General features: G+C 59.6%; 23 protein-coding genes and 1 pseudogene. 11 read left to right on the top strand and 13 right to left on the bottom strand.

Features of this window, described 5'->3' with window-relative positions:
• Positions 1–159 precede the first annotated feature (159 nt).
• Positions 160–1,236 carry an AI-2E family transporter gene (locus ACSJLU_RS18210; protein WP_439041015.1) on the top strand — a complete coding sequence of 359 codons (1,077 nt, stop codon included), beginning with the start codon at positions 160–162 and terminating at the stop codon, positions 1,234–1,236.
• 44 nt (positions 1,237–1,280) lie between these two features.
• On the opposite strand, the gene bcp is transcribed toward ACSJLU_RS18210, so the two are convergent.
• Both bcp and ACSJLU_RS18200 read right to left on the bottom strand, forming a co-directional pair.
• On the bottom strand, positions 1,281–1,745 hold the full coding sequence (gene bcp, locus ACSJLU_RS18205; protein WP_025303830.1) for a thioredoxin-dependent thiol peroxidase: 465 nt from the start codon (positions 1,743–1,745) through the stop codon (positions 1,281–1,283).
• A 2-nt stretch (positions 1,746–1,747) separates the two neighbouring features.
• Positions 1,748–2,353 (bottom strand): glycine cleavage system transcriptional repressor, encoded by a 606-nt coding sequence (locus ACSJLU_RS18200; RefSeq protein WP_369783268.1) that lies wholly within the window; start codon positions 2,351–2,353, stop codon positions 1,748–1,750.
• Between the two features lie 110 nt (positions 2,354–2,463).
• Between ACSJLU_RS18200 and dapA the strand changes: the two genes are divergently transcribed.
• The 6 genes from dapA (at position 2,464) to ypfH (ending at position 9,253) form a co-directional block, all read left to right on the top strand.
• Complete coding sequence (gene dapA, locus ACSJLU_RS18195) at positions 2,464–3,345, top strand: 4-hydroxy-tetrahydrodipicolinate synthase (RefSeq protein ID WP_380826016.1); 882 nt, start codon at positions 2,464–2,466, stop codon at positions 3,343–3,345.
• A 16-nt stretch (positions 3,346–3,361) separates the two neighbouring features.
• Complete coding sequence (gene bamC / locus ACSJLU_RS18190) at positions 3,362–4,414, top strand: outer membrane protein assembly factor BamC (protein WP_025303828.1); 1,053 nt, start codon at positions 3,362–3,364, stop codon at positions 4,412–4,414.
• Between the two features lie 170 nt (positions 4,415–4,584).
• Positions 4,585–5,298 carry a phosphoribosylaminoimidazolesuccinocarboxamide synthase gene (purC, locus tag ACSJLU_RS18185; protein WP_043140423.1) on the top strand — a complete coding sequence of 238 codons (714 nt, stop codon included), beginning with the start codon at positions 4,585–4,587 and terminating at the stop codon, positions 5,296–5,298.
• 209 nt (positions 5,299–5,507) lie between these two features.
• Positions 5,508–6,374, top strand: coding sequence for a KPN_02809 family neutral zinc metallopeptidase (ypfJ, locus tag ACSJLU_RS18180; RefSeq protein ID WP_043140420.1), 867 nt, complete (start codon positions 5,508–5,510; stop codon positions 6,372–6,374).
• Positions 6,375–6,430: 56 nt separating this feature from the next.
• Positions 6,431–8,443 (top strand): tRNA(Met) cytidine acetyltransferase TmcA, encoded by a 2,013-nt coding sequence (locus tag ACSJLU_RS18175; protein ID WP_197826853.1) that lies wholly within the window; start codon positions 6,431–6,433, stop codon positions 8,441–8,443.
• 120 nt (positions 8,444–8,563) lie between these two features.
• Positions 8,564–9,253, top strand: coding sequence for an esterase (gene ypfH / locus ACSJLU_RS18170; protein WP_025303825.1), 690 nt, complete (start codon positions 8,564–8,566; stop codon positions 9,251–9,253).
• 30 nt (positions 9,254–9,283) lie between these two features.
• Here the strand turns inward: ypfH and ACSJLU_RS18165 are convergent, their stop codons facing one another.
• The 5 genes from ACSJLU_RS18165 to ACSJLU_RS18145 all read right to left on the bottom strand — a co-directional run bounded on the left by ACSJLU_RS18165 (position 9,284) and on the right by ACSJLU_RS18145 (position 12,460).
• Positions 9,284–9,469, bottom strand: a complete 186-nt coding sequence (locus tag ACSJLU_RS18165) for a YpfN family protein (protein ID WP_004941720.1) — start codon at positions 9,467–9,469, stop codon at positions 9,284–9,286.
• A gap of 2 nt (positions 9,470–9,471) precedes the next feature.
• Positions 9,472–10,146, bottom strand: a complete 675-nt coding sequence (locus ACSJLU_RS18160; RefSeq protein ID WP_025303824.1) for a M15 family metallopeptidase — start codon at positions 10,144–10,146, stop codon at positions 9,472–9,474.
• A complete protein-coding gene (gene dapE / locus ACSJLU_RS18155; RefSeq protein WP_025303823.1) occupies positions 10,143–11,270 on the bottom strand; it encodes a succinyl-diaminopimelate desuccinylase in 1,128 nt (375 codons plus the stop codon). The genes ACSJLU_RS18160 and dapE overlap by 4 nt, the downstream gene beginning before the upstream one ends.
• Positions 11,267–11,653, bottom strand: a complete 387-nt coding sequence (locus tag ACSJLU_RS18150; RefSeq protein ID WP_025303822.1) for an ArsC family reductase — start codon at positions 11,651–11,653, stop codon at positions 11,267–11,269. The genes dapE and ACSJLU_RS18150 overlap by 4 nt, the downstream gene beginning before the upstream one ends.
• A gap of 255 nt (positions 11,654–11,908) precedes the next feature.
• Positions 11,909–12,460: a LuxR C-terminal-related transcriptional regulator gene (locus ACSJLU_RS18145; RefSeq protein ID WP_049204816.1), complete on the bottom strand. Its 552-nt coding sequence runs from the start codon at positions 12,458–12,460 to the stop codon at positions 11,909–11,911.
• 531 nt (positions 12,461–12,991) lie between these two features.
• On the opposite strand from ACSJLU_RS18145, the gene ACSJLU_RS18140 reads away from it, so the two are divergent.
• A complete protein-coding gene (locus tag ACSJLU_RS18140; RefSeq protein ID WP_060434453.1) occupies positions 12,992–13,417 on the top strand; it encodes a GNAT family N-acetyltransferase in 426 nt (141 codons plus the stop codon).
• Positions 13,418–13,424: 7 nt separating this feature from the next.
• Here ACSJLU_RS18140 and ACSJLU_RS18135 read toward each other — a convergent pair whose 3' ends face one another.
• Together ACSJLU_RS18135 and ACSJLU_RS18130 are read right to left on the bottom strand one after the other, a co-directional pair.
• Entirely contained in the window at positions 13,425–13,856 is a 432-nt protein-coding gene (locus tag ACSJLU_RS18135; RefSeq protein WP_025303819.1) for a GNAT family N-acetyltransferase, read from the bottom strand.
• A gap of 9 nt (positions 13,857–13,865) precedes the next feature.
• Positions 13,866–14,345, bottom strand: coding sequence for a tetratricopeptide repeat protein (locus ACSJLU_RS18130; RefSeq protein WP_197791332.1), 480 nt, complete (start codon positions 14,343–14,345; stop codon positions 13,866–13,868).
• Between the two features lie 216 nt (positions 14,346–14,561).
• On the opposite strand from ACSJLU_RS18130, the gene ypfM reads away from it, so the two are divergent.
• Positions 14,562–14,621, top strand: coding sequence for a protein YpfM (gene ypfM, locus ACSJLU_RS18125; RefSeq protein WP_100396732.1), 60 nt, complete (start codon positions 14,562–14,564; stop codon positions 14,619–14,621).
• A gap of 126 nt (positions 14,622–14,747) precedes the next feature.
• Here the strand turns inward: ypfM and acrD are convergent.
• Positions 14,748–17,881: pseudogene (acrD, locus tag ACSJLU_RS18120) on the bottom strand (multidrug efflux RND transporter permease AcrD).
• A 292-nt stretch (positions 17,882–18,173) separates the two neighbouring features.
• Here acrD and ACSJLU_RS18115 point away from each other — a divergent pair.
• Positions 18,174–18,452 carry a winged helix-turn-helix domain-containing protein gene (locus ACSJLU_RS18115; protein WP_004941750.1) on the top strand — a complete coding sequence of 93 codons (279 nt, stop codon included), beginning with the start codon at positions 18,174–18,176 and terminating at the stop codon, positions 18,450–18,452.
• 32 nt (positions 18,453–18,484) lie between these two features.
• On the opposite strand, the gene ACSJLU_RS18110 is transcribed toward ACSJLU_RS18115, so the two are convergent.
• Both ACSJLU_RS18110 and narQ read right to left on the bottom strand, forming a co-directional pair.
• Positions 18,485–19,117, bottom strand: coding sequence for a response regulator (locus ACSJLU_RS18110; RefSeq protein WP_025303816.1), 633 nt, complete (start codon positions 19,115–19,117; stop codon positions 18,485–18,487).
• A gap of 161 nt (positions 19,118–19,278) precedes the next feature.
• Positions 19,279–20,955: a nitrate/nitrite two-component system sensor histidine kinase NarQ gene (gene narQ, locus ACSJLU_RS18105; RefSeq protein ID WP_025303815.1), complete on the bottom strand. Its 1,677-nt coding sequence runs from the start codon at positions 20,953–20,955 to the stop codon at positions 19,279–19,281.
• Positions 20,956–21,323: 368 nt separating this feature from the next.
• Here narQ and nudK point away from each other — a divergent pair, with 368 nt between their 5' ends.
• On the top strand, positions 21,324–21,899 hold the full coding sequence (gene nudK / locus ACSJLU_RS18100) for a GDP-mannose pyrophosphatase NudK (RefSeq protein WP_025303814.1): 576 nt from the start codon (positions 21,324–21,326) through the stop codon (positions 21,897–21,899).
• 50 nt (positions 21,900–21,949) lie between these two features.
• Here the strand turns inward: nudK and tkt are convergent, their stop codons facing one another.
• The gene (gene tkt / locus ACSJLU_RS18095; RefSeq protein ID WP_380826000.1) at positions 21,950–23,944 is read right to left on the bottom strand and encodes a transketolase; all 1,995 of its coding nucleotides are present in this window, start codon (positions 23,942–23,944) and stop codon (positions 21,950–21,952) included.
• Between the last annotated feature and the right edge of the window lie 9 nt (positions 23,945–23,953).

Below are 23,953 nucleotides of genomic sequence, written 5' to 3'. Positions count from 1 at the left end.
CGCGCGATAAAATCAGCCAAATCGCTGTTGATGTATGGTGAACTTTGAGTACTCTGAGTGCTTTGCACACCTCGCGTGCGCCCGTTCTATCTATGCTTTAATCAGGCCCATCACAGGAATCGCCATGCCCGCCCGCCAAATCTCGAGGAGCCCGCTCTGATGCTGGAGATGTTATTACAGTGGTACCGCCGCCGCTTCACCGATCCGCAGGCTATCGCGCTGCTGGTGATCCTGGTCGCCGGGTTCCTCATTCTCTATTTTCTGCACGGCATTCTGGCCCCGTTGCTGGTCGCCATCGTGCTGGCGTACCTGCTGGAGTGGCCGACCGCGCGCCTGCAGCGCATCGGCTGTTCGCGCACCTGGGCGGCGAGCATCATGCTGTTGGTGTTCGCGGGCGTTGCCATGCTGCTGGTGTTTGTCGTCGCGCCGACCGCTTGGCAGCAGGGCATCAATCTGATGAGCGATCTGCCGGGCATGCTCAACCAGTTCTATAACTTCGCCGCGACGCTGCCGAAGCGTTATCCAGCGCTGGTGGATGCCGGCATCATCGACATGATGGCGGAAAACCTGCGCAGCCGGCTGTCCGGCATGGGCGAATCGGTGGTGAAATTCTCGCTGGCGTCGCTGGTCGGCCTGCTGACGTTGGCTATCTACCTGATCCTGGTGCCGATGATGATGTTCTTCCTGCTGAAGGACAAAGATCAACTGTTGAACGCGGTGCGCCGCGTGCTGCCGCGCAATCGCGGCCTGGCGGGGCAGGTCTGGAACGAAATGAATCAGCAGATCACCAACTATATCCGCGGCAAGGTGCTGGAGATGGTGATTGTCGGCGTGGCGACCTACCTGGTGTTCGCCGTGCTGGACATGCGCTACTCGCTGCTGCTGGCGGTGCTGGTGGGCTTTTCGGTGCTGATCCCCTACATCGGCGCGGTGCTGGTCACCATACCGGTGGTGGTGGTGGCGCTGTTCCAGTGGGGCGTCGGCGCCGATTTCTGGACGCTGATCGTCGCCTATCTGGTGGTACAGGGGTTGGACGGCAACCTGTTGGTACCCATTTTGTTCTCCGAAGCGGTCAACCTGCATCCGCTAGTGATTATCCTGGCGGTGATCGTGTTCGGCGGGATGTGGGGCTTTTGGGGCGTGTTTTTCGCCATACCGCTGGCGACGCTGGTGAAGGCGGTGATTCACGCCTGGCCCGATGAACTGCGGGTCGAGGTGGAAGACAAGGCCGGCTGACAGGGAAGAAACGAAGCGCAGCAGGCCGCTGCGCTTCGTGAGAATTACTGCTGCAGGTAGCTCAGAACGATGTCGTGGTGATTGGTGGTTTTGAAATCATCAAACACTTTTTCAATCTTGCCGTTGGCGTCGATCAGGAAGCTGATGCGGTGAATACCGTCGTAGGTCTTGCCCATGAAGGTTTTCTCGCCCCACACGCCAAACTGTTGCGATACCTGATGATCTTCATCAGACAACAGCGTGAAGTTGAGCAGCTCCTTTTCGGCGAAGCGCGACAGTTTTTCCGGTTTGTCGGTGCTGATGCCCAGCACTTCGACGCCGACCTTTTTCAATTCGTCCATGTTGTCCCGCAGGCCGCAGGCTTGCACGGTGCAGCCCGGCGTCATCGCCTTCGGATAGAAATAGACCAATACTCGCTGTCCCTGGAAGTCGGCCAAATTAATTTCCTCACCGTCCTGGTCAGGCAAACTAAATTTCGGCGCTGTGTCACCGGCTTTCAATGGGCTCATCACTACTCTCCATCTTTCTCATCATGCTGTGGATAGTTCACCACGCTAATACTGCCTTGCGCGTTCAATTCTGTACATAGGCGATGGAAGGCTTGCTCAATATTTGAGGCATCCCGATCGCCGGAGCTGTGGGCGGTGATTTGGATATACAGCTGCGGTGGCAGGTCGCCGTCCGCCGGCTGCGTGCGCGAGACCAGCTCGGCGATATTCATCTGGCTGGAGTCGAACAAATCGGTAAAGCGTTCGATGATATGTGGCGAGTCCTTGACTTCCACCTGCACCCATACCGTGGCCGGCATCGGCGGCCTTTCGTGCGAGTTTGTGCGCTTCATCACGATCAGCAGATCCAGCTCCGCGCCTTTTTGCGGCAGGGTGGATTCGATCAGGGTGATGGCGTTCCAGCTGCCGGACAGCAGCATGATGAACGTGAACTCCTCCCCCAGCATGGCCAGACGGCTATCTTCGATATTGCATCCGCAACTGCTGACGTGGCGGGTGATGGTATTGACGATTCCGGGGCGGTCGGCGCCGAGCGCGGTAATCACGAGATAGTGTTCGTCTGACTGAGGCAAAATAGCGCTTCCTGTCGTGCTTAATGGGGTTACCATGGTAAACATAAAAAAAACCGCCTGCCAAGCGCTTACAACGCGGTTGTGCGCTTGCTTTTGGATAGGCAGCAAAAGTACCATGAGTGACTTGTTTGTGGAGGGGACGGCCAATGTTTACGGGAAGTATTGTTGCACTGGTTACGCCGATGGACGACAAAGGTGCTGTCGATCGCGCGAGCCTGAAAAAATTGATCGATTATCATGTAGCCAGTGGCACCGCGGCGATCGTTTCCGTAGGGACCACCGGCGAGTCCGCAACGCTTGCCCATGACGAGCACGTTGACGTGGTGCTGCAGACGCTGGAGCTGGCCGACGGCCGCATCCCGGTGATCGCCGGCACTGGCGCCAACGCTACCGCCGAAGCCATCGCGCTCACCACCCGCTTCGCCAACACCGGCGTGGTGGGGGGTCTGACGGTGACGCCGTACTACAATAAGCCGACGCAGGAAGGGCTGTATCAGCACTTCAAGGCGATCGCCGAGAGCACCGAGCTGCCGCAGATCCTGTACAACGTGCCTTCGCGCACCGGTTGCGACATGCTGCCGCCGACCATCGCTCGGCTGGCGAAAATCAAGAATATTGTTGCTGTAAAAGAAGCGACGGGGAACTTAAGTCGCGTTAGTCAGATCCAAGTGCTGGTTGACGATGAAGATTTCATTTTGCTGAGCGGCGACGACGCCAGCGGACTGGACTTCATGCAACTGGGCGGCAAAGGGGTGATTTCCGTGACGGCCAACGTGGCCGCGCGCGAGATGGCGGAACTTTGCGCGCTGGCGGCGCAGGGCAAGTTTGCCGAAGCGCGCCGCTTAAATCAGCGCTTGATGCCGTTGCATCAGGATCTATTTGTAGAAGCAAACCCAATTCCGGTGAAGTGGGCCTGTAAGGCGTTGGGATTGATGGCAACCGATACGCTGCGTCTGCCGATGACGCCGTTGAGTGAAACCGCCCGCCCGGTGGTGGAGCGCGCGCTGAAAAGCGTCGGTTTGCTGTAACTCTAAGGGAAATTTGATGGCTTATTCATTGCAAAAGTCGACGGTAGCAAAAGTAGTGGGCATCTCTTTGGTGATGATGCTGGCAGCCTGCAGCAGCGATCAGCGCTACAAGCGCCAGGTCAGCGGCGACGAGGCCTACCTCGACGCGGCTCCGCTCAAGGCGCTGAACGCGCCGTCCGGCATGATCCTGCCGGTGCAGAGCGGCAACTATGACGTTCCCGCCACGAAGCTGCAAGGCAACGTCGGCAAGCAGCTGGACATTCGTCCGCCGGTGCAGCCGTTGGCGCTGCTGAGCGGTTCACGTGCGCAATACGCCGGCGACAGCGGCACGCTGCTGCTGGAAAACAGCCCGCAGAACCAGAACCTGTGGTCGCGCGTCGTCAGCCTGCTGCAGGCGAAGAACATCGCGATCGCTTCCCGCCAGGACGCCGGTCAGACCCTGACCACCGACTGGGTGAAGTGGAACCGTCTGGACGAAGACAACCAGTACGAAGGCCGTTATCAGATCAGCGTGCAGCAGCAGGGCTACCAGCAGGCGCTGGTGGTGAAAAGCGTTGGCCTGCAGCAGCAGGGCAAGAGCGAGCAGGTGACCGACCAATCTGAGATTCAGCGCTACAACGGCATGATGATCAACACCCTGATCGAAGGCCTGGACAAGCAGGACAACCTGGCGAGCAGCCAGACCGCCAGCCGCTTCGGCGCACTGGACGTGCAGAGCGGCGCCGATGACACCGGCCTGCCGATGCTGGTCGTGCGTGGCCCGTACACCGTTGTGTGGGATCGCCTGCCGCCGGCGCTCGAAAAACTGGGGATGAAAGTGGGTGACCGCAGCCGTCCGCAGGGCACCGTCGCCGTGACCTACAAGTCCCTGAGCAGCAGCGATTGGGATGCGTTGGGCGTTAAGGATCCTGAACTGGCGGAAGGGGATTACAAGCTGCAGGTCGGCGATCTCAACAACCGCACCAGCCTGCAATTCATCGATCCGAAAGGCAAACCGCTCACCCAGTCGAAAAACGATGCACTGGTGGCGGCATTCCAGTCTGCCTTCAGTAAAACCAGCGTTAACTAATCAAAAAGGGGCCTCGGCCCCTTTTTGTTTTGTCTATACGGTATCGTTTGCGTCGCAGGTTTGGCACAATAGTGTCCGGCACGCCAAAGAATTCATTAGGTCAATTCTATACCCCCTAATTTCGGGCCGCGCTCGGGAGACAACGGGGATACATCACTGGAGTAAGTAAGATGCAAAAGCTAGCTGAGCTGTATCGCGGAAAGGCAAAAACCGTTTACACCACCGAGAATCCCGATCTGTTGGTGTTGGAGTTCCGCAACGATACGTCAGCACTGGATGGTCAGCGCATTGAGCAGTTCGATCGCAAAGGCATGGTGAACAACAAGTTCAACCATTTCATCATGAGCAAACTGGAAGAAGCCGGCATCCCGACCCAGATGGAGCGTCTGCTGTCCGACAACGAAGTGCTGGTGAAGAAGCTGGACATGGTGCCGGTGGAATGCGTGATCCGCAACCGCGCCGCCGGTTCGCTGGTGAAGCGTCTGGGCATCGAAGAAGGTCTGGTGCTGAACCCGCCGCTGTTCGATCTGTTCCTGAAAAACGACGCCATGCACGATCCGATGGTGAACGAATCCTACTGCGAAACCTTCGGCTGGGTGAGCAAGGAACATCTGGCGCGCATGCGCGACCTGAGCTACCGCGCCAACGAGGTCTTGACCCAGCTGTTCGATGACGCCGGCCTGATCCTGGTCGACTTCAAGCTGGAGTTCGGCCTGTTCAACGGCGAAGTGGTGCTGGGCGATGAGTTTTCGCCGGACGGCAGCCGCCTGTGGGACAAAAACACCCTGGACAAGATGGACAAAGACCGTTTCCGTCAAAGCCTGGGCGGCCTGATCGAAGCCTATGAAGAAGTGGCGCGCCGCATCGGCGTGAAGCTCGACTAAGCGTTGGCACCGCCATTCGGGGCGATCCGGCCGGATCGTCCCGCTATTCTGCGTTTTTCCAGAAAATTTCTACATTTCCTCCGCGGCAGACCATTTATAATGATGGATGCGAGATGACTAAAACCTATCCCACTCAGGCTTGAAGCTGCCTTTGCGCTTACGATCGCGGCGCAACTTCAACGAGCAGGGGAAATATCTGGAGTATATTTATGCGTTGGCAAGGGCGTCGGGAAAGTGACAATGTTGAGGATCGTCGCGGGCAATCTTCAGGTTTGGGCGGCGGTGGCGGCGGCTTTCGCGTGCCGCGTGGCAAGGGCGGCATTGTCATTCTGGTGGTGGTGCTGGTGGCCGGCTATTACGGTATCGATCTGTCGCCGCTATTGAACGGCGGTAACGTCGCACCGCAGGGTCAACAGCAGAGCGCTAACATCAGCCCGAAAGACGATGAATTGGCCAAATTTACCTCGGTGGTGCTGGCCTCAACCGAGGATAACTGGAAAGAGATTTTCCAGCGCATGGGCAAAACCTATCAACCGCCGAAGCTGGTGATGTATCGCGGCGTGACGCGCACCAGCTGCGGCACCGGTCAGGCGGCTATGGGGCCGTTCTACTGCCCGGGTGACAGAACGGTGTATATCGATTTGTCTTTCTACCAGGATATGAAAACCAAGCTGGGCGCCGGCGGTGATTTCGCTCAGGCCTATGTGGTGGCGCACGAAGTCGGCCACCACGTGCAGAACCTGTTGGGCATCGAGCCGAAGGTCCGCCAGATGCAGCAGGGCGCCAGCCAAGCGGAAGTAAACCGCCTGTCGGTGAAAATGGAGCTGCAGGCGGACTGCTTTGCCGGCGTGTGGGGCAAATACGCTGAGAAGCAGCAGATGCTGGAAGAGGGCGACCTGCAGGCGGCGCTGAACGCCGCACAGGCGATTGGCGACGATCGGTTGCAGCAGCAGAGCCAGGGCCGCGTTGTGCCGGACAGCTTCACTCACGGCACCTCGCAGCAGCGCTATACCTGGTTTAAACAGGGCTTCGACAGCGGCGATCCCAATACCTGCAACACCTTTGCATCCCGTTAACGCCTCAAGTGCCGGAGCCTGACTCCGGCATTTTTTTCGGATTGAGACACAGCGTTATGTTACAGGCAGCGCAACAACTTATGCGGCGGCAGGGCATCCGACGCCTGCTGGTGCTCAGCGGTGAACCTGACTGGTGCCGCGAACAGGCGCAGCGGCTGGCGGCTACGTTGCCAGGCGACTGGCCGTGGGTCGGGGAAAATCCGCCGCCCGGCCAGGTGGCTTTAGCAAGCGGCGCGATGCGCCAATTGCTGGGGCAGGAGCGGCTGCACGCGGTGTTCGACGCCTGTCACTCGCTGGACGTAGAGGCGCTGGCGGCGTTGAGTGGCGCCTTGCGCGCCGGCAGCTGGCTGCTGCTGTTGACGCCCCCCTGGCGACAATGGCCTCAGCAGCCGGACGGCGACAGCCTGCGCTGGAGCGATTGTCCGCAGCCGATCACCACTCCGCATTTCATTCATCATCTGCAGCAGCATCTGGCCGATGACAGCGAAGTGACGATCTGGCGGCAGGGAGAGCCCCTGATGCTGGCCGCGCTGCCGGCGCGTGAAGGGTGGCAGCCGCCGGATGGCCGCCCGACCGAGGAACAACAGGCGATCTTGACGGCGCTGCTGCAGGCCGAGTCCGGCGTGTGGGTGCTGACCGCCGCCCGTGGCCGCGGCAAATCGACGTTGGCGGGTATGCTGGTGGCGCAGTCGCCGCTGACCTGCTGGATCACCGGGCCGAGCCGCGCCGCCACTGAGGTGGCCGGGGAATGGGCGCAGGGGCGCGCGCAGTTTTGGGCGCCCGATGCCTTGCTGGCGCAGTGTCGTGAGGGTGACGTCAGCGCCGTGGGGTGGCTGCTGGTGGATGAGGCGGCGGCGATCCCCGCGCCACTGTTGCAGCAGTTGATCGGTTATTTTCCTCGCGTGCTGTTGACCACCACGGTGCAGGGCTATGAAGGCACCGGCCGCGGTTTTCTGCTGAAGTTTTGCGCCGGGCTGCCGTCCTATCAGGCGCTGAGCCTGCAACAGCCGATGCGTTGGGCACAGGGGGACGCGTTGGAACGGATAACGGACAATGCGCTGTTGTTCAACGAGCTGCCCGCCTGGCCGGCGGACGGCCAGGCGATCGATTACAGCCAGGCGGAGCAGCGTGAACTGTGCGCCGATCCGCAGCGGCTGGCGCGTTTCTATGCTCTGCTGAGCAGCGCGCATTACCGCACCTCGCCGCTGGATTTGCGCAGGTTGATGGATGCGCCAGGCATGCATTTCGGGCTGGCGCAGGCCGAACAGGAAGTGGTGGGCGCCGTGTGGCTGGTGGACGAAGGCGGGTTGAGCGCCGAGTTGGCGCACGACGTGTGGGCCGGCCGCCGCCGACCGCGCGGCAACCTGGTGGCGCAGTCGCTGGCGGCGCATGGCGGCCAGTGGTGGGCGCCGACGCTGCATTCACGGCGCATTACCCGCATCGCGACGCTGCCGGCGTTGCGGCGGCAGGGTATCGCGCGTCAGCTGGTCGAGCGGCAACGCCGCCAGGCGCAGGGTCTGGACTTCCTGTCGGTCAGCTTCGGCTATACCGAGCCGCTGTGGCGCTTTTGGCAATCCTGCGGTTTCGAGCTGGTGCGCATCGGCAGCAAGCCGGAGGCCAGCAGCGGCTGCTATACCGCGATGGCTATCTTGCCCCTGAGCGAGCAAGGAGAGGCGCTGCGGCACGCGGCGCACAAGCATCTGGCGCGCGACTGGCCCTGGCTGCGGCAGCGTATTGAACTCGCGCTGGCGATCCCAGGCGACGACGGCGACACGCCGCTTGGCGAAGAGGACTGGCGCGAGCTGGCCGGATTCGCTTTCGCCCATCGGCCGCTGGAGGCCAGCCTGGGGGCATTGCAGCGTTTGCTGTTGGCCAGCAATTTGCCGCTGCCCGCGCTGCGCGGCCATCTGCAACGGCGACAATCCCCGGCGGCGTGCGCGGAGCAGGCGGGCGTAAGTGGCCAGAAAGCCTTGCTGCGGCACTGGCGGCACGAAACGGCGCAGGCGCTGGAACAGTTGAATGCGCAGCACTGCCGTTACTGGCGCGACTGGGCGCAGTCGTTGCAATAAATTGAATAACTCGCTCAATAAAACCCGATTTTCCCGATTTCTCAACGGCGTATAGTCACTGTCAGCGGTGCGGCGGCGACTGTCGCCGCACCAGGTTTGGTTACTATTAAGGAGTCATCGATGAAACATGAGCATTTCGTTGTCCAAACCCCGGCGACCCCGGCGGCGCAGCTGATCTTGCTGTTTCACGGTGTCGGCGACAACCCGGTGGCGATGGGGGAGATCGGCAGCTACTTCGCCAAAGACTTTCCTCAGGCACAGGTGGTGAGCATCGGTGGCCCCGAAGCGTTCGGCAACGGTGCAGGGCGTCAGTGGTTTTCGGTGCAGGACGTGACCGAAGAGAACCGCGCAGCCCGCATCGCAGACGTGATGCCACAGTTTGTGGCCGTGGTCCGTCATTGGCAGCAGTTGAGCGGCGTAGGCTATGCCGGCACGGCGCTGGTGGGGTTCTCGCAGGGGGCGATCATGGCGCTGGAAGCGTTGAAAGCAGAAACCCGGCTGGCCGGGCGCGTGGTCGCGTTCAGCGGGCGTTTCGCGCAACTGCCTGAGCGGGCTTTCGGCGACAGCGTGGTGCATTTGATCCACGGTGAAGAGGATGCGGTGATCGCGGTGCAACACGCTCACGCGGCGGCGGAGGCGTTGCGGACCAACGGCGCCGATTTCACGCTGGACGTGGAGGAAAACGTCGGGCACGCAATCAACCAGGGCATGATGAACGCCGCGTTGGAAAGGCTGCATTATTATGTGCCGCAGCGCTACTGGGACGAAGCCTTGTCCGGCAAGCGCGGCGAGCTGATCGCCTTTCGCTAAAAATTCAGGGCGCCGATGAGCGCCCTGATGTCATTTCTTTTTCGGCCAGTCGTCTTCGTCATCCCACTGGGCATTATTGTCGCGGTGCGGCGGTATCTCCGGCTTGTTGGCCAAATAGCTTTTAACGTCGACGCGGCGCAGTTCCTTGATGCCGCTGACGACCATCCCCACCAGAACCAGCAGGATAATCCACCAGTAATCAGCTAACCATTGCATAGCTACTCCTTTCCTTCACTGCGTATAAAACGCGAAAAAATCGAGGGCAGATGGCGTTCGAGCCATTCGGCACCGGCGACCTCCTTATCATGCCAGGCCGCCAGCAACAGCGCCGGGGTCAGCAAATGTTCGGCCTCTTGCGCCAGCGGCCGGTAGCTCAGATGCCACGGCTCCACCGCCACGCCGCCGCAGTCTTCGGTAAAGGGGCGGTAGAAACCGAATTCGGCCATATGCGCCGTCAGCCACTGGTTGAGCGGCGCAAAGTAACCGCCTTCCTCATATTCCCACGGCTCCAGCTGCAGCTTTTGCCCTTCCGGCAACAGCGACGGATCGTACACGTCCAGATCGCTGCCCCAGTGATGGCGGCTGGCGCCCGGCAGGGCCGACCAGCGCAGGATCGCCTCACAGCGCTCGGCGGCCGATAGCGTCGCGACGTCGATCGGGCGGCTGTCCTTATCTAATACTGGCCGCTGGCCGCAGAATTTGCCATTCCAAATCGCCAACTGGCGGTCGAAATCGCGGAAGGTGCTGGCGGGCTGGAGATCGAATCCCGCCTCATGCGCCGCCTGCTGCATCGCCAGGAAGGCGTTGACCGCCTGCGGCTGCAGGCGGTGGTTCCCGCTCAGCGGCGCGAGGTGTTCGGTTGAGCGGCCGGTGAGCATCTCTGCGTTGATCATGCGACCAATTGCTCCATGATGCGTTGATACATGCGGCTCAGCAGCTGCAGATCCGCGGCGTTGACACATTCGTTGACCTTGTGGATGGTGGCGTTGACCGGCCCCAGTTCCACCACCTGCGCGCCCATCTGCGCGATGAAGCGGCCGTCGGAGGTGCCGCCGGTGGTCAGCAACTGCGGCGTCAATTCAGAATAGTGCTCGACCGCGTTGACCACCGCATCCACCAGCGCGCCGCGCGAGGTGAGGAACGGTTGACCGGACAGCCGCCATTCGATGCTGTAATTCAACTGATGGCGTTCCAGCAGCTCTTCCACGCGCTGCTTGATCATCGCGTCGGTCAGTTCGGTGCTGAAACGGAAGTTGAACTGCACGTAGAGATCGCCCGGGATCACGTTGTTGCTGCCGGTGCCGGCCTGCACGTTGGCGATCTGCATACTGGTCGGCGGGAAGAACTCGTTGCCGCGATCCCATTCGATCGCCACCAGTTCATTCAGTGCCGGCATGGCGCGGTGCACCGGATTGTCCGCCAGATGCGGATAGGCAACGTGCCCCTGTACGCCGTGGATATGCAGGTTGGCGGTGATGGAGCCACGACGGCCGTTTTTCACCACGTCGCCGACGCGCTCGGTGCTGGACGGCTCGCCGACCAGGCAGTAATCCAGCCGCTCGTTGCGCGCCATCAGCGCTTCGACCACTTTAACCGTGCCGTGAGTGGCGCTGGCTTCTTCATCCGAAGTGATCAGGAATGCCAGACGGCCCCGGTGATTCGGGTTGGCGGCGACAAAGCGTTCCGCGGCCACCACCATCGCGGCCAATGAGCCTTTCATGTCCGCCGCGCCGCGGCCATAGAGCATGCCGTCACGGATTGCCGGTTCAAACGGCGGGTTGTCCCAGCGTTTTTCATCACCGGTCGGCACCACGTCGGTGTGCCCGGCAAACGCCAGGGTTTGCCCTTCACCGCGCCAGGCCCAGAAGTTTTGGGTATCTTCGAAGTCCATTGCTTCGACGGTGAAGCCGATCGCCTGCAGGCGATCGATCATCAGCTGCTGGCAGCCTTCGTCATTCGGGCTGAGGGAAGGGCGTTTGATCAACTGCTGGGCCAGTTCGATAACCGGGCAAGTCATACGGCAACCTCGGTGATAAATTGTTGGTAAGTGTCGGCGTTAAAACCGAGCAGGGCGTGGCCGTTGCCGTCGTCCAGCAGCGGACGTTTAATGATTGCCGGCTGCGCCAACATCAGCGCGATGGCGGCGTCGGCATTATCACAGGCGTTGCGCTGCGCTTCATCCAGCTTGCGCCAGGTGGTACCGCGGGTATTGAGCAGCGGCTCCCAACCCAGTTGCGCGACGAAACCGCGCAGTTGCTGTTCGGTCAGGCCGTCGGCGCGGTAGTCGTGAAAATGATAGGCTATGCCCTGATCTTCCAGCCAGCGGCGGGCTTTTTTGATGGTGTCGCAGTTTTTGATGCCGTACATCGTCAGCGTTGTCTGTTGCGGTTTATTTGCCATGGCGTAAAGCTACCTGTCTCGTCGAGTCGATACTGAGCGGCGGGCGCGGTCTTAGGCCTTCTCGCCGCCCGGCGATAGCAGAGATAATGCCAGTAAAGCGGCGGCGAGATCCAGACAACGATGCGCGCGAAAGACGATTGGGCGCCAGGGAGAGAGAGGTTGGCAAAGCGATGAAACGGCGACCTTCGCCAGCGGTGCTTTTAAAAGACGCCGGCGAACGCATTCAGCCGCCAATGCGGAGCTGGGGGGCGGTCACTACTCTTTATTGGTTCTTATGTTTAAACGATCGGTCAAACACCGTACGCGGGTAATATGCAACAGCGGTTTTATCCTGCTGGCGCCGAGCTTTTTCATTATTCGCGACTTGTAATGATTGGCGGTTTTATTTCTGATATTCATGGCATTGCTGATATCGGCCAGCGATTTTCCCGTCGACCACTCCGAAAGGAAAAGGGACTCGCGCTGGGAGAGTTGCGGCGGTTCGGTATAGTGACTGTAACGCTTATATAAGTCACCGATCAGGTGGCTGAAGCGGCTCAATGATATAAGGTTTGATAATATAATGGTCTTATTGTCGACAATCACCACCTCATGCAGGCAGTCGGTGATAATGATTATTTTGTAGGTATTGGGGTTGGCATATTCATCGCGGTAACGTGCTTCAAAATTGGCGATAGTGACATCGATAAAGCAGACCCTTTTACGGCTAAAGCCGGCCGGCGCGCGTTTTTCCGCCCATGTTTGGTTAATGAGTTGTCGAATGCCGACGGTGGTATAGGCACACTCGCTGAAAATATCAATTTCCATTTTATTATAGTCCTTTACTTTCTATTTCCCGGTGAGGATTGATATCTTAAAACATAAAAAAAGAAATAATCTAAATAATTTCATGTTGAACTTATCTTGCACCGCAAACGAATGAGCGTTATCTGGGCGCGAGCTTTGAAGGGAAGGTTATATACTAGCATGATTTATAAAGAGTAAATCTTTTTTTCAACTGAATTTTTAAGCAAGGTAAGGCTAATAGAATAGACATCTTCTATTAATACCTCGGTAATTGAAAGGAATTAACATAGATATTGGCTATCAAAATTATCAAAACGATCGTTTTTGACGATCATTAAATGACGGAAGATTGCGTTTAACGAGTTAAAAACTAAGATTTTTCTTGGTTTTATCACGATGAGAAGCTTTACTTGGATCGACAGTAAAGTCGGCGCTGAAGTCATGCGAAAATTAACGTGGAAATTGAGACAAAGATAATTCTAAACAAAGAAAATGCGATGTTTTAAGCTGTGAGCAGAGTGCGAACGTGGATGATTGATACGGAGAGCTGGCGTGAAAGAATGTCATATCGAAATTTCCGATCGGGTAACGCAGGAAATAACGTCCTGTATCGCGGAGGGGTTGGACCGTTTTAATGATCAACATATCGGCTACGGCGATCGTCTGCCGTTGGCCGTGGTGGTAAAAGATCCCGATAGTGGGGAGGTTCTCGGGGGGATTACCGGGCGCTCATCATTAGGGCTGCTGTTTCTCGATCTCTTTTATCTGCCGGAAGCGTTGCGCGGGGCGGGGCTGGGCAGCGAATTGTTGCGCCGTTTCGAGCAGGAAGGCCGCCGGCGCGGTTGCCTTTCCGCCGTGTTGTACACCATCAGCTTTCAGGCGCCGGACTTTTATCAACGACATGGCTGGCAGCGTATGGGGGAGGTGCCGTGCCTGCCGCCGGGGACCTGCCGTATCTTTATGAGCAAAACCTTGTAATGCGCGATTAACGTACGTAGCCTCCCTGTTGCAAACGCCGCAGGGCGGCGCCCTCAGCGAACACCATGCCGGTGGTCAAATCGTGAAAGCCGTACTTTTTATAGAAGGCCAGTTTTTCCGGCACCGAATAGATGAAAATCTTGCCGAGCGGCGCCAGATCTTGCATCACCCGGTCCATCAACCTGCGCCCCAACCCCTGTCCCTGAAAGCGCGGATCGATCGCCACGTCGGCCAGGTAGGCAACCGAGGTCAAATCGCTGATGGCATGTGCGGTGGCGATCAGCTCATCGCCGATAAACCCCCAATAGCAAAACTGGCTGTGTTGGTAAACGCGTTGCAGCGTATGCGGATCGCGTTCGCCCAGCCCGGCGGCCTGCAGCAATTCACACAGCCGCTGCCAGTCGATGGCGCGGCGGCTCATATCGGTGATGATTTCCATGGTTTTCCTCTAATCAATATGATTGAGATCGGCGGCATAGTGCCGAATGGCGCGCTGATAGCCGCGGATACCGGGGTCTGACGAGGTGTCCGCCAGCAACAACAACAGATCGGCCACGGCGCGTTTATTTTCACCCAGGTTGTACAGCGTCATGGCGCGAAACAGCATTAGTTCGTTGGCCTGCGGGAATTCGGTCAGGCCATCGTCGAAAGCGCGCAGCGAAGCCGGGTATTTCCCCAGGGCGCGGTAAGTGCTGCCGAGGCCCAGCCAGGCTTCACGGCGCTGGGCGGGCGGCAAATCGCGAGCCAATGCCGCGAGGTAGCAGGGAATGGCCTGTTGTTCCAGGCCCTGAACGTCATACAGGCAGGCCAGCTGAAAGTGTAACATCGCCGCTTCCGGCTCGGCCGCCAGTTGCCGTAACGCCAGCGAAGTCGCTTCCTGATAGCGGCCCTGCGTTTTCAACTGCGAGAGAGACAAAGAAGTGGACATGATCGGCGCTCCCTTGGCGTATTTTTATACCTTTTACACGCTACCGTGGAGAAATTGATATCACAAGGGAATAGCTGTACTGCACATTGATCAGATAAATACGAAAATGTGCGCTAAGCCCGATTTCCGGGCCCGGCATCGTTCCCGTTTCCCTTCACATGGTCAAAAAACAAGCGTAGAATCCGCTTCGTCAAATAATTGAGGTTGTAAAGTATTATGGTTGATCGTGAATTAGGAAACTGGAAAGACTTCATTGATGAGATGTTGGGCAACTGACACAGCGTTGAAGCAGATGGCAAGGTTGAGTCATTGGAACGTCACTGAAACACCTTGGGAACGAGATTATCGTTCGAAAAAAAGCAGCATCGGTTACCCGACGCTGCTTTTTTTATGCGCTGCCTGTTACTCCTCAGTGGTCGGCGTGGTTGCCGGATGCGCTTTACCCGGGAAACGGCGCCGCACCAGCACGAAGAACAGCGGCACGAAGAAAATCGCCAGCAGGGTGGCGGAGATCATGCCGCCCATCACCCCGGTGCCGACCGCATGCTGGCTACCGGAACCGGCGCCGCTGCTGGTGGCCATCGGCAGCACGCCGAAGATGAACGCCAGCGAGGTCATCAGGATCGGCCGCAGACGCATGCGGGACGCGTCGAGCGTCGCCGACATCAGATCCTGGCCTTTATGGTTCAGCTCATTAGCGAACTCGACGATAAGAATGGCGTTTTTCGCCGACAGCCCAATGATGGTCAACAGGCCAACCTGGAAATAGACGTCGTTCTCCAGACCGCGCAGCCAGGTGGCGGCGACCGCGCCGATCACCCCCAGTGGCACCACCAGCATCACAGAGAACGGTATCGACCAGCTCTCGTACAGCGCCGCCAGGCACAGGAACACTACCAGCAGCGAGATGGCGTACAGCGCCGGCGCCTGCGAGCCGGACAGCCGTTCCTGATAGGACATCGCCGTCCATTCCAGCCCGAAGCCGGTCGGCAGTTGGCTGACCAGTTTTTCCATTTCCGCCATCGCGGTGCCGGTGCTGACGCCGTTGGCCGCTTCGCCGACGATCTCCAGCGCCGAGCTGCCGTTATAGCGCTCCAGCCGCGGCGAACCGTACTCCCAGTGCGAGCTGGCGAAGGCCGAGAACGGCACCATGCCGCCCGCGCTGTTGCGTACATACCATTTGTTAATGTCATCCGGCAGCATGCGGAACGGCGCTGCGGCCTGCACGTAGACTTTTTTCACCCGGCCGCGGTCGACGAAGTCGTTGACGTAGGTCGAGCCCCAGGCGGTGGAGAGGGTATTGTTGATGTCGTCGATAGACACGCCCAGTGCCTGAGCCTTGCGTTGATCGATATCGATTTGCAACTGCGGGCTGTCGTCCAGGCCGTTGTGGCGCACGCGCGACAGCAGCGGGTTTTGCCCGGCCAGCTGTAGCAGCTGATCGCGCGCCGCCATCAGCTTGGCGTGGCCGAGGCCGGCGTGGTCTTCCAACTCCATATCGAAGCCGGAAGAGTTGCCGAGGCCGGTGATAGCCGGCGGGCTGCTGGCGATCACCCGCGCTTCGTTAATCTTGTTGAACGCCAGGGTGGCGCGATCGATGATGTCGAACGAGCTGTTGGCGCCCGAGGTGCGCAGATCCCAGTCTTTTAGCCGAATGAACAGACGCGCCACGTTTTGGCTGTTCCCCCCGGCCCGGAGCCGATGATGGCGAACACCGACAACACATCCTGTTTCTCTTCGGTGAGGAAGTACCGCTCAACCTTTTCCACCACTTTGGACGTTTGTTGCAGGGTCGAACCTGCCGGCAGCTGCACCTGTACGGTGAAGATGCCACGGTCTTCCTGCGGCAGGAAGGAGGTCGGCAGCTTGATGAACAGCAACGCCATGCCGCCGAGCAACAGCAGATAAATCACCATGTAGCGGCCGCTGGCGTGCAGGATGCGCCCCACGCCGCGCTCATAGCGTTCGGTGTTGCGGTTGAACATGCGGTTGAACCAGCCGAAGAAGCCGCGCTTACCGTGGTGGTGGCCCTTGGCGATCGGTTTGAGCAGCGTGGCGCACAGGGCCGGGGTCAGGATCATCGCCACCAGCACCGATAGCACCATGGCGGAGACGATGGTGATGGAGAACTGTCGATAGATGGCGCCAGTGGTGCCGCCGAAGAACGCCATCGGCACGAACACCGCCGACAGCACCAGGGCGATGCCGACCAGCGCGCTCTGGATTTGCCCCATGGATTTGCGCGTGGCTTCACGCGGCGGCAAGCCTTCTTCGCTCATCACGCGTTCGACGTTTTCCACCACCACGATGGCGTCGTCCACCAGCAGGCCGATCGCCAACACCATGGCGAACATGGTGAGGGTGTTGATGCTGAAGCCGCAGGCGGACAGGATGGCGAAGGTGCCCATTAGCACCACCGGCACGGCGATGGTGGGGATCAGCGTGGCGCGGAAATTCTGCAGGAACAGGTACATCACCAGGAACACCAGCAGGATGGCTTCCAGCAGCGTTTTCACCACGTCCTTGATCGAGGCTTTGACGAACGGGGTGGTTTCATAGGCAACTTTGGCCTCCAGCCCGCGCGGGAAGTACTGCGACAGTTCGGCGATCTTGTCCTTCACCAACTGGTCGGTCTGCAGTTCGTTGGCGCCGGAGGCCAGCTTGATGTTCATGCCCGCGGCCTGCATCCCGTTGTAGCGGCTGAGGTAGTTGTAGTTCTCGCCGCCCAGTTCGACGGTGGCGACGTTGCCCAGCGTCACCAGCGATCCGTCCTGATTGACCCGCAGGGTGATCTGGCGGAATTGTTCTGGCGTCTGGAGCTGCGACTGGGCGTTGATGGTGGCGTTCAACGCCTGTTTATCGACCGATGGCGTGCCGCCCAACTGGCCGACCGCCACTTGGGCGTTCTGCGATTGAATGGCCTTGACCACGTCCTGGGTCGTGAGCTGGTAACTGTTGAGCTTGTTGGGATCGAGCCAGATACGCATGGCGTATTGCGAGCCGTACACGTCCATGCTGCCGACGCCGTTGATGCGGCTGAGCGGATCCTGCAGGTTGGAGACGATGTAATCGGCGATGTCCTGCTTGTCCATGCTGTTGTCGGTGGAGACGAACGCCACCATCATCAGCGTGGTGTCGCCGGATTTCGACACCGTGACCCCCTGATTCTGCACCGCCTGCGGCAAACGTTTGATCGCCGCCTGCAGCTGGTTTTGCACCTGCTGCATCGCTTCGTTGGGATCGGTGCCGGCTTCGAACGTCAGCGTGACGGTTGCCTGGCCGGTATTGGTGCTCTGCGACGACATATACATCATGTTGTCGAGGCCGGTCATATTCTGTTCAATGATCTGCGTGACGGTGTTTTCCAGCGTTTGCGCCGAAGCACCTGGGTAAGTTGCGCTAATGCGCACGTTCGGCGGCGCCAGATTCGGGTATTGTTCTACCGGTAAAGAAAAAATCGCCAATGCCCCGGTCAGGCAAAGAATAATTGCCAGCACCCAGGCGAAAATCGGGCGATCAATAAAAAAATTGGCCATGCAGCGCGAACCTCGTTATGACTTGTTCTATCTTTAAAACGCATCGGAAATATGCATTTCAGCGGCAGGGAAGGATTCCGGCGCTATTGCACTTTACTCGGGATAGTCGAGGAAAGCGTGGAGAAAAAAAGGAGATAGTGTAAATAACGGTAGCGGAAAACGGCGTGGATGCACCGACGCCGATAATTGTACGCTATTAAGACATTTTTATTACTATCAAAGGCCTTGCGCATGTCTTCGCCGCAGGCAACCGAAAGTAAAAACTGGACTCACCTTACAGCAGGAGCTTGGCATGGGAATTAACCCGGTATTTGCCCGTCGGCTTTATTTATGCTGGCTGATCAGCCACAGTGAGCGGCCCAATGTGCCGCGGTTGATGGCGCTGACCGGTTGGCCGCGCCGCACGTTGCAGGATGTGCTGAAGGCGCTGCCCGGCATGGGCGTCGAGCTGCAGTTCGTGCAGCAGGGCGTGCGCAACAACGACGGTTTCTATCAGTTGGAAAGCTGGGGGCCGTTCAACAAGAGCTGGGTGCATCAGCACCATCAGGCGCTGCTCAGCGCCATCGAGTAAGCGGCCCCGGCGTATTGGCCGGGGCGGGGCGATCAGTGGCTTTTGTACTCCAGGTACATCACCGTCGCCGCCACGCGAGAACGCACGTCCAGCTTGCGCAGTATATTGCGGATGTGCACCTTCACGGTTTCTTCAGAGATATGCAGCTGCGCCGCCACCTGTTTGTTGGACAGGCCGCGCGCCACCTCTTGCAAGACGTCCAGTTCGCGTTCGGTCAAGGCGGCGAAGGGATCGCGTTGCTCGCCGCGCGCCAGCAAATAGTCGGCCATGGCGTCGCTGATCACGTTCTGCCCTTCGGCGGCGGCGCTGATGTGTTCCAGCAGCTGTTCCGGTTCACTGTCTTTCAGCAGATAGCCGTCGGCGCCGGCGTCGATCAGCGCATACAGATCGCTGCGCGCATCGGAGACCGTCAGCACGATGATGCGCGCGTCCACGCCTTCGTCGCGCAGGGCCCGCAGCGTATCCAGCCCGGACATGCCCTTCATGTTCAGATCCAACAAGATCACGTCCGGCGCGTGCTGCAGTGCCAGCGCAACCGCCTCGCTGCCGTTGCCGGCCTCCGCTACCACGCCAAATCGCGCATCCAGTCCCAGCAGCTGTTTGATGCCGCGCCGCATCAACGGATGATCGTCAACGATCATGACTCGGTATTGCTTCATCACCATGAAATATGCTCCCTGTAGCAAGTAAAGCCACTCAAACGCGCCCGGAGGCGTGCTTCACAGTGGGACTGTCTCTTCAAAAATAGCGGCATTCTGCACCGCAAACCTCTCTGGGCAGCCTTCTGCCCGGCGGCAACCGTAACGCCGAGTGAACAGCCGCAAGGTCAGGGCGAGAATGTCAGGCAGACCGCCGTGCCGCCGCCGCCTCTGCGCCGGATGCGCAGCGTTCCTCCCAGTCGCGCCGCGCGTTCGCTCATGATGGTCAAGCCGTAATGCCCTTCCGGTTCTTCCAGACTGGCGATGCCGCAACCGTCGTCGGTAATGCTGAATACGTTGTCGCCTGCGGCATTGACCTCGCAACACACCGCGATCTCGTTCGCTCCGGCGTGCTTGACGGCATTGAGTACCGCTTCGCGCACGATCTGCAGCGCGTGCACCTGCTGTTGGGCGTTGAGCGCCTGCGAGGGCAGCCGACAGTGTAACTGAATCCGCGCGGGGGTTAGCGCCTTTAATGGCTGCAACAGTTGCTCCAGCGCGGCATTCAGATCCGCCTCCTGAATGTTGAGGCGGAAGGTGGCCAGTAATTCTCTCAGCTGGCGATAGGCATCGGCCAGCGTGCGATCGAAATCATCGATAATCGTCTGCGCCGCCGGATCGTCGGCGGCGCGCCGGAGCAGCGTCAGCTGGATGCGCAGGAACGACAGCGTCTGCGCCAGCGAATCGTGCAGCTCGCGGGCGATGGTCCCACGCTCTTCCATCAGCAACAGATATTGGTGCTGCTTTTGCGCGCGGTTGAAGTAGACGCCGCGGCCCAACATATTGGCCAGGCTCTGCATCAGGTGAGGATGCGGCGGCTGCGCCTCGGGCTGCCAACGCAATTCGCCCAGCAGTTTATCGCCTTGAGTGATCGACAGCGCGCTCCAGGCTTGCGCCGGCGCCGGCTCTCCTTCGTTCAGTTGCCACTGGCCATGGTCGTCCGCCACGTTCAACCGGATGCAGCGCAGTCGTTCACTTTGGCGCACGATGCGCAGCACATTTTCAAACGCCTGCTGATCGATCTGGCGCACGCTCAGCGCCTGCGAGCAGCGATACAGCACCTCCAGCGTTTCGTTGGCCTGCTGCAGGCGCTGGGTCTTTTCCTGCACTTTCAGCTCCAGCGATTGATAGAGCCGGGCCAGCTCGTCCGACATGGCGCTGAAGGTTTGCGACAGCACGCCGAGTTCGTTCGGCAGCGCCACGTCCAGCTGCGGGTGGCGAAAGTCGCGCTGTTGCACGCGCTGGCTGGCGTCGACCAGATGCTGCAGCGGCGTGACCACCTGGCGGCGCATAAAACGGATGCAGAACAGCACCAGACCGATGATGGCGGCGTAGCCCAGTACGCTGATGGCGGCCACCAGGGTGAGTTTCAACTCTGAATAACGCTGTAGAGCGGAAACGAAATGATCGACGCGGTTGACGTAGCCGGCAACCTCTGCCCGGTAGGCGGCCGCCTGCCCGTCGCGGATCTGCTGCTCCATCGTTTGCCATGTTCGTTGCAACGCCAGATAGTGGTTGCGTACCTCGGCCGGGACGTAAAAACGCGCCAGCTTTTGCAGCGCGGGTGCCTGCAAAGATTGCCGGTATTGCTGCAGGTGCAGCTCCAGCTCCGGGTTCTGCCGGTCGAGGTCAAAGGCCAAGCGGTAGCTTTGCATGCGCAGCGAACCGGCGATGTTGATTGCCTCGGCATCGCTCTGGCTGCCGGCGACGGTCGTCAACGCCAACCCAGTGGCGAGCACCGACAGGATCACGATGCCGAACAGCGCTCTGGCCAGGCTGCCGGTCACGGAACGTTTAACAAGCAATCACGGAATCCTTTTCTCTCAGGTGAGGCGCTTCGCCATTTTCATTCGAAAGCAAAACTATAACTTTTGCAACTAAATTGCACCGCGATTTGTATCAAGTTGTCAACAAAACGGAACAATTGTCGTTGTGTAATCAAATGAATAGCGAAATGCCCACCGATTTTCAGCCGCAGCCCGGTTTCCACTGATGATTTGCCTTTGCGGATGCGATTCGTCCTGACTCGTCTGTCAGAGTTTGCGTCTGCCCACGATGTATTTTAAATCCTGGTTTACCCGGAGAGACGATGTGATTTTTGTTGCAAATCGTCTGCCGCGGCGCGGCCTAATCGCGGTATGATCTTCACGTTGTCACGCAAGGGAAAAGGGTTATGTCGTCGAAAATTGAGAATGTGAAGAAAGAGCTGCTGTCGGACAACTGGTATGTGCTGCACAAGTACACGTTCGATCTGAAACGCAAAAACGGCGGTTCGGTGCAACAGGTGCGCGAGGTCTACGATCGTGGCAACGGCGCTACCATTTTGCTGTACAACCGCGCCAAGGGCACGGTGGTGCTGACCAATCAGTTCCGCATGCCGACCTACGTCAACGGCAACGAGAGCGGCATGCTGCTCGAGGCCTGCGCCGGCCTGCTGGACGCCGACTCTCCGGAGCAATGCGCGCGCCGCGAAGCGGTGGAGGAGACCGGTTTTCAGGTCAGCGAGGTGAAGAAAATCTTCGAAGCGTACATGTCGCCGGGCGGCGTGACTGAAATCGTGCACTTCTTTATCGCCGAATACCATGACGATGAGCGGCGCGCGGCCGGCGGCGGCATTGAAGATGAAGATATTGAGGTGATCGAACTGCCGTTCAGTGAAGCGGTGGCGATGATCGCCGACGGCCGCATTAAAGACGGCAAGACCATCATGCTGCTGCAATATTTGCAGATTCATCGGGTGATGGCATAAAAAAAGCCGGTCACGATGACCGGCTTTTTTATCGGCTTGCGCCAGGCCGCTTACTTCAGCAGCGCCTGCGCCTTCGCCACCACGTTGTCCACGGTGAAGCCGAACTCGGCGAACAGCTGCTCCGCCGGCGCCGACTCACCGAAGGTGGTCATGCCCACGATGGCGCCGTTCAGGCCCACGTACTTGTACCAGTAGTCCGCGATACCCGCTTCCACCGCCACGCGCGCCGTCACCGCCGCCGGCAGCACCGACTCGCGGTACGCCGAATCCTGCTTGTCGAACGCGTCGGTCGACGGCATCGACACCACGCGCACCTTGCGGCCCGCCGCGGTCAGCGTGTCCGCCGCTTCCACCGTGATGCCCACTTCGGAGCCGGTGGCAATCAGGATGACGTCCGGCGTGCCCGCGCAGTCTTTCAGCACGTAGCCGCCGCGGTACACGTTCGCCAGCTGCTCTGCGGTGCGCGGCTGCTGGGTCAGGTTCTGGCGCGAGAACACCAGCGTGGTCGGGCCGTCGTTGCGCTCGATACCGTACTGCCACGCCACCGCCGATTCCACCTGGTCACACGGGCGCCAGGTGCTCATGTTCGGGGTCACGCGCAGGCTCGCCAGCTGCTCCACCGGCTGGTGGGTCGGGCCGTCTTCGCCCAGACCGATGGAGTCGTGGGTGTAGACAAACACATTGCGCAGCTTCATCAGCGCCGCCATGCGCACCGCGTTGCGGGCGTATTCCACGAACATCAGGAAGGTCGCCGAGTACGGCAGGAAGCCGCCGTGCAGCGCGATGCCGTTGGTGATGGCGGTCATGCCGAACTCGCGCACGCCGTAATGAATGTAGTTGCCCGCCGGGTCAACGTTCAGCGCTTTCGAACCGGACCACATGGTCAGGTTGCTCGGCGCCAGGTCGGCGGAGCCGCCCAGGAACTCCGGCAGCACCTTGCCGAACGCTTCCAGCGCGTTCTGCGACGCCTTGCGGCTGGCGATGTTGGCCGGGTTGGCCTGCAGTTTTTCCACGAACGCTTTGGCGTCGGCTTTCCAGTCGGCCGGCAGCTCGCCGCTCATGCGGCGCTTGAACTCGGCGGCCAGTTCCGGGAAGGCTTTGGCGTAGGCGGCGAACTTGTCGTTCCAGGCCGCTTCTTTGGCCTGACCGGCTTCCTTGGCGTCCCACTGGGCGTAGATGTCCTGCGGGATTTCAAAGGCGGCGTATTTCCAGCCCAGCGCTTCGCGGGTGGCGGCCACTTCGGCGGCGCCCAGCGCGGCGCCGTGCACGTCATGGGTGCCGGCCTTGTTCGGCGAACCGAAACCGATAACGGTCTTGCACATCAGCAGCGACGGCTTGTCGGTCACCTTGCGGGCTTCTTCAATCGCGGCCTTGATGGCGTCCGGGTTGTGGCCGTCGACGTTGCGCACCACGTGCCAGCCGTAGGCTTCGAAACGCAAGGCGGTGTCGTCGGTGAACCAGCCGTCGACGTGGCCGTCGATGGAGATGCCGTTGTCATCGTAGAAGGCGGTCAGCTTGCCGAGCTTGAGGGTGCCGGCCAGGGAGCAGACTTCGTGCGAGATACCTTCCATCATGCAACCGTCGCCCATGAAGGCGTAGGTGTGGTGGTCGACGATGTCGTGGCCAGGGCGGTTGAACTGCGCCGCCAGGGTGCGTTCGGCGATGGCGAAGCCGACGGCGTTGGCGATACCCTGGCCCAGCGGGCCGGTGGTGGTTTCAACGCCTGGGGTGTAACCGTACTCCGGGTGCCCCGGGGTTTTGGAATGGAGCTGACGGAAGTTCTCCAGCTCGCGCATCGGCAGGTCGTAGCCGGTGAGGTGCAGGAGGCTGTAAATCAACATGGAGCCGTGGCCGTTGGAGAGCACGAAACGGTCGCGGTCAGCCCAGTGCGGGTTAGTCGGGTTGTGGTTGAGGTAGTCACGCCACAGGACTTCGGCGATGTCCGCCATGCCCATAGGGGCCCCCGGGTGGCCGGAATTTGCTTTTTGTACGGCGTCCATGCTGAGTGCGCGGATGGCGTTGGCAAGCTCTTTACGAGAAGACATAACGAAACT

The organism is Serratia bockelmannii (genome assembly GCF_051803255.1).
GTDB lineage: Bacteria > Pseudomonadota > Gammaproteobacteria > Enterobacterales > Enterobacteriaceae > Serratia > Serratia bockelmannii.
This window is presented reverse-complemented; position numbering and strand designations above follow the sequence as displayed.

Excerpts from the sequence above, each read along its gene's own strand:
- ACSJLU_RS18210 (WP_439041015.1), top strand. The coding sequence starts at position 160 with ATGCTGGAGATGTTATTACAGTGGTACCGCCGCCGCTTCACCGATCCG.
- bcp (WP_025303830.1), bottom strand. The coding sequence starts at position 1,745 with ATGAGCCCATTGAAAGCCGGTGACACAGCGCCGAAATTTAGTTTGCCT.
- ACSJLU_RS18200 (WP_369783268.1), bottom strand. The coding sequence starts at position 2,353 with ATGGTAACCCCATTAAGCACGACAGGAAGCGCTATTTTGCCTCAGTCA.
- dapA (WP_380826016.1), top strand. The coding sequence starts at position 2,464 with ATGTTTACGGGAAGTATTGTTGCACTGGTTACGCCGATGGACGACAAA.
- bamC (WP_025303828.1), top strand. The coding sequence starts at position 3,362 with ATGGCTTATTCATTGCAAAAGTCGACGGTAGCAAAAGTAGTGGGCATC.
- purC (WP_043140423.1), top strand. The coding sequence starts at position 4,585 with ATGCAAAAGCTAGCTGAGCTGTATCGCGGAAAGGCAAAAACCGTTTAC.
- ypfJ (WP_043140420.1), top strand. The coding sequence starts at position 5,508 with ATGCGTTGGCAAGGGCGTCGGGAAAGTGACAATGTTGAGGATCGTCGC.
- ACSJLU_RS18175 (WP_197826853.1), top strand. The coding sequence starts at position 6,431 with ATGTTACAGGCAGCGCAACAACTTATGCGGCGGCAGGGCATCCGACGC.
- ypfH (WP_025303825.1), top strand. The coding sequence starts at position 8,564 with ATGAAACATGAGCATTTCGTTGTCCAAACCCCGGCGACCCCGGCGGCG.
- ACSJLU_RS18165 (WP_004941720.1), bottom strand. The coding sequence starts at position 9,469 with ATGCAATGGTTAGCTGATTACTGGTGGATTATCCTGCTGGTTCTGGTG.
- ACSJLU_RS18160 (WP_025303824.1), bottom strand. The coding sequence starts at position 10,146 with ATGATCAACGCAGAGATGCTCACCGGCCGCTCAACCGAACACCTCGCG.
- dapE (WP_025303823.1), bottom strand. The coding sequence starts at position 11,270 with ATGACTTGCCCGGTTATCGAACTGGCCCAGCAGTTGATCAAACGCCCT.
- ACSJLU_RS18150 (WP_025303822.1), bottom strand. The coding sequence starts at position 11,653 with ATGGCAAATAAACCGCAACAGACAACGCTGACGATGTACGGCATCAAA.
- ACSJLU_RS18145 (WP_049204816.1), bottom strand. The coding sequence starts at position 12,460 with ATGGAAATTGATATTTTCAGCGAGTGTGCCTATACCACCGTCGGCATT.
- ACSJLU_RS18135 (WP_025303819.1), bottom strand. The coding sequence starts at position 13,856 with ATGGAAATCATCACCGATATGAGCCGCCGCGCCATCGACTGGCAGCGG.
- ACSJLU_RS18130 (WP_197791332.1), bottom strand. The coding sequence starts at position 14,345 with ATGTCCACTTCTTTGTCTCTCTCGCAGTTGAAAACGCAGGGCCGCTAT.
- ACSJLU_RS18115 (WP_004941750.1), top strand. The coding sequence starts at position 18,174 with ATGGGAATTAACCCGGTATTTGCCCGTCGGCTTTATTTATGCTGGCTG.
- ACSJLU_RS18110 (WP_025303816.1), bottom strand. The coding sequence starts at position 19,117 with ATGGTGATGAAGCAATACCGAGTCATGATCGTTGACGATCATCCGTTG.
- nudK (WP_025303814.1), top strand. The coding sequence starts at position 21,324 with ATGTCGTCGAAAATTGAGAATGTGAAGAAAGAGCTGCTGTCGGACAAC.
- tkt (WP_380826000.1), bottom strand. The coding sequence starts at position 23,944 with ATGTCTTCTCGTAAAGAGCTTGCCAACGCCATCCGCGCACTCAGCATG.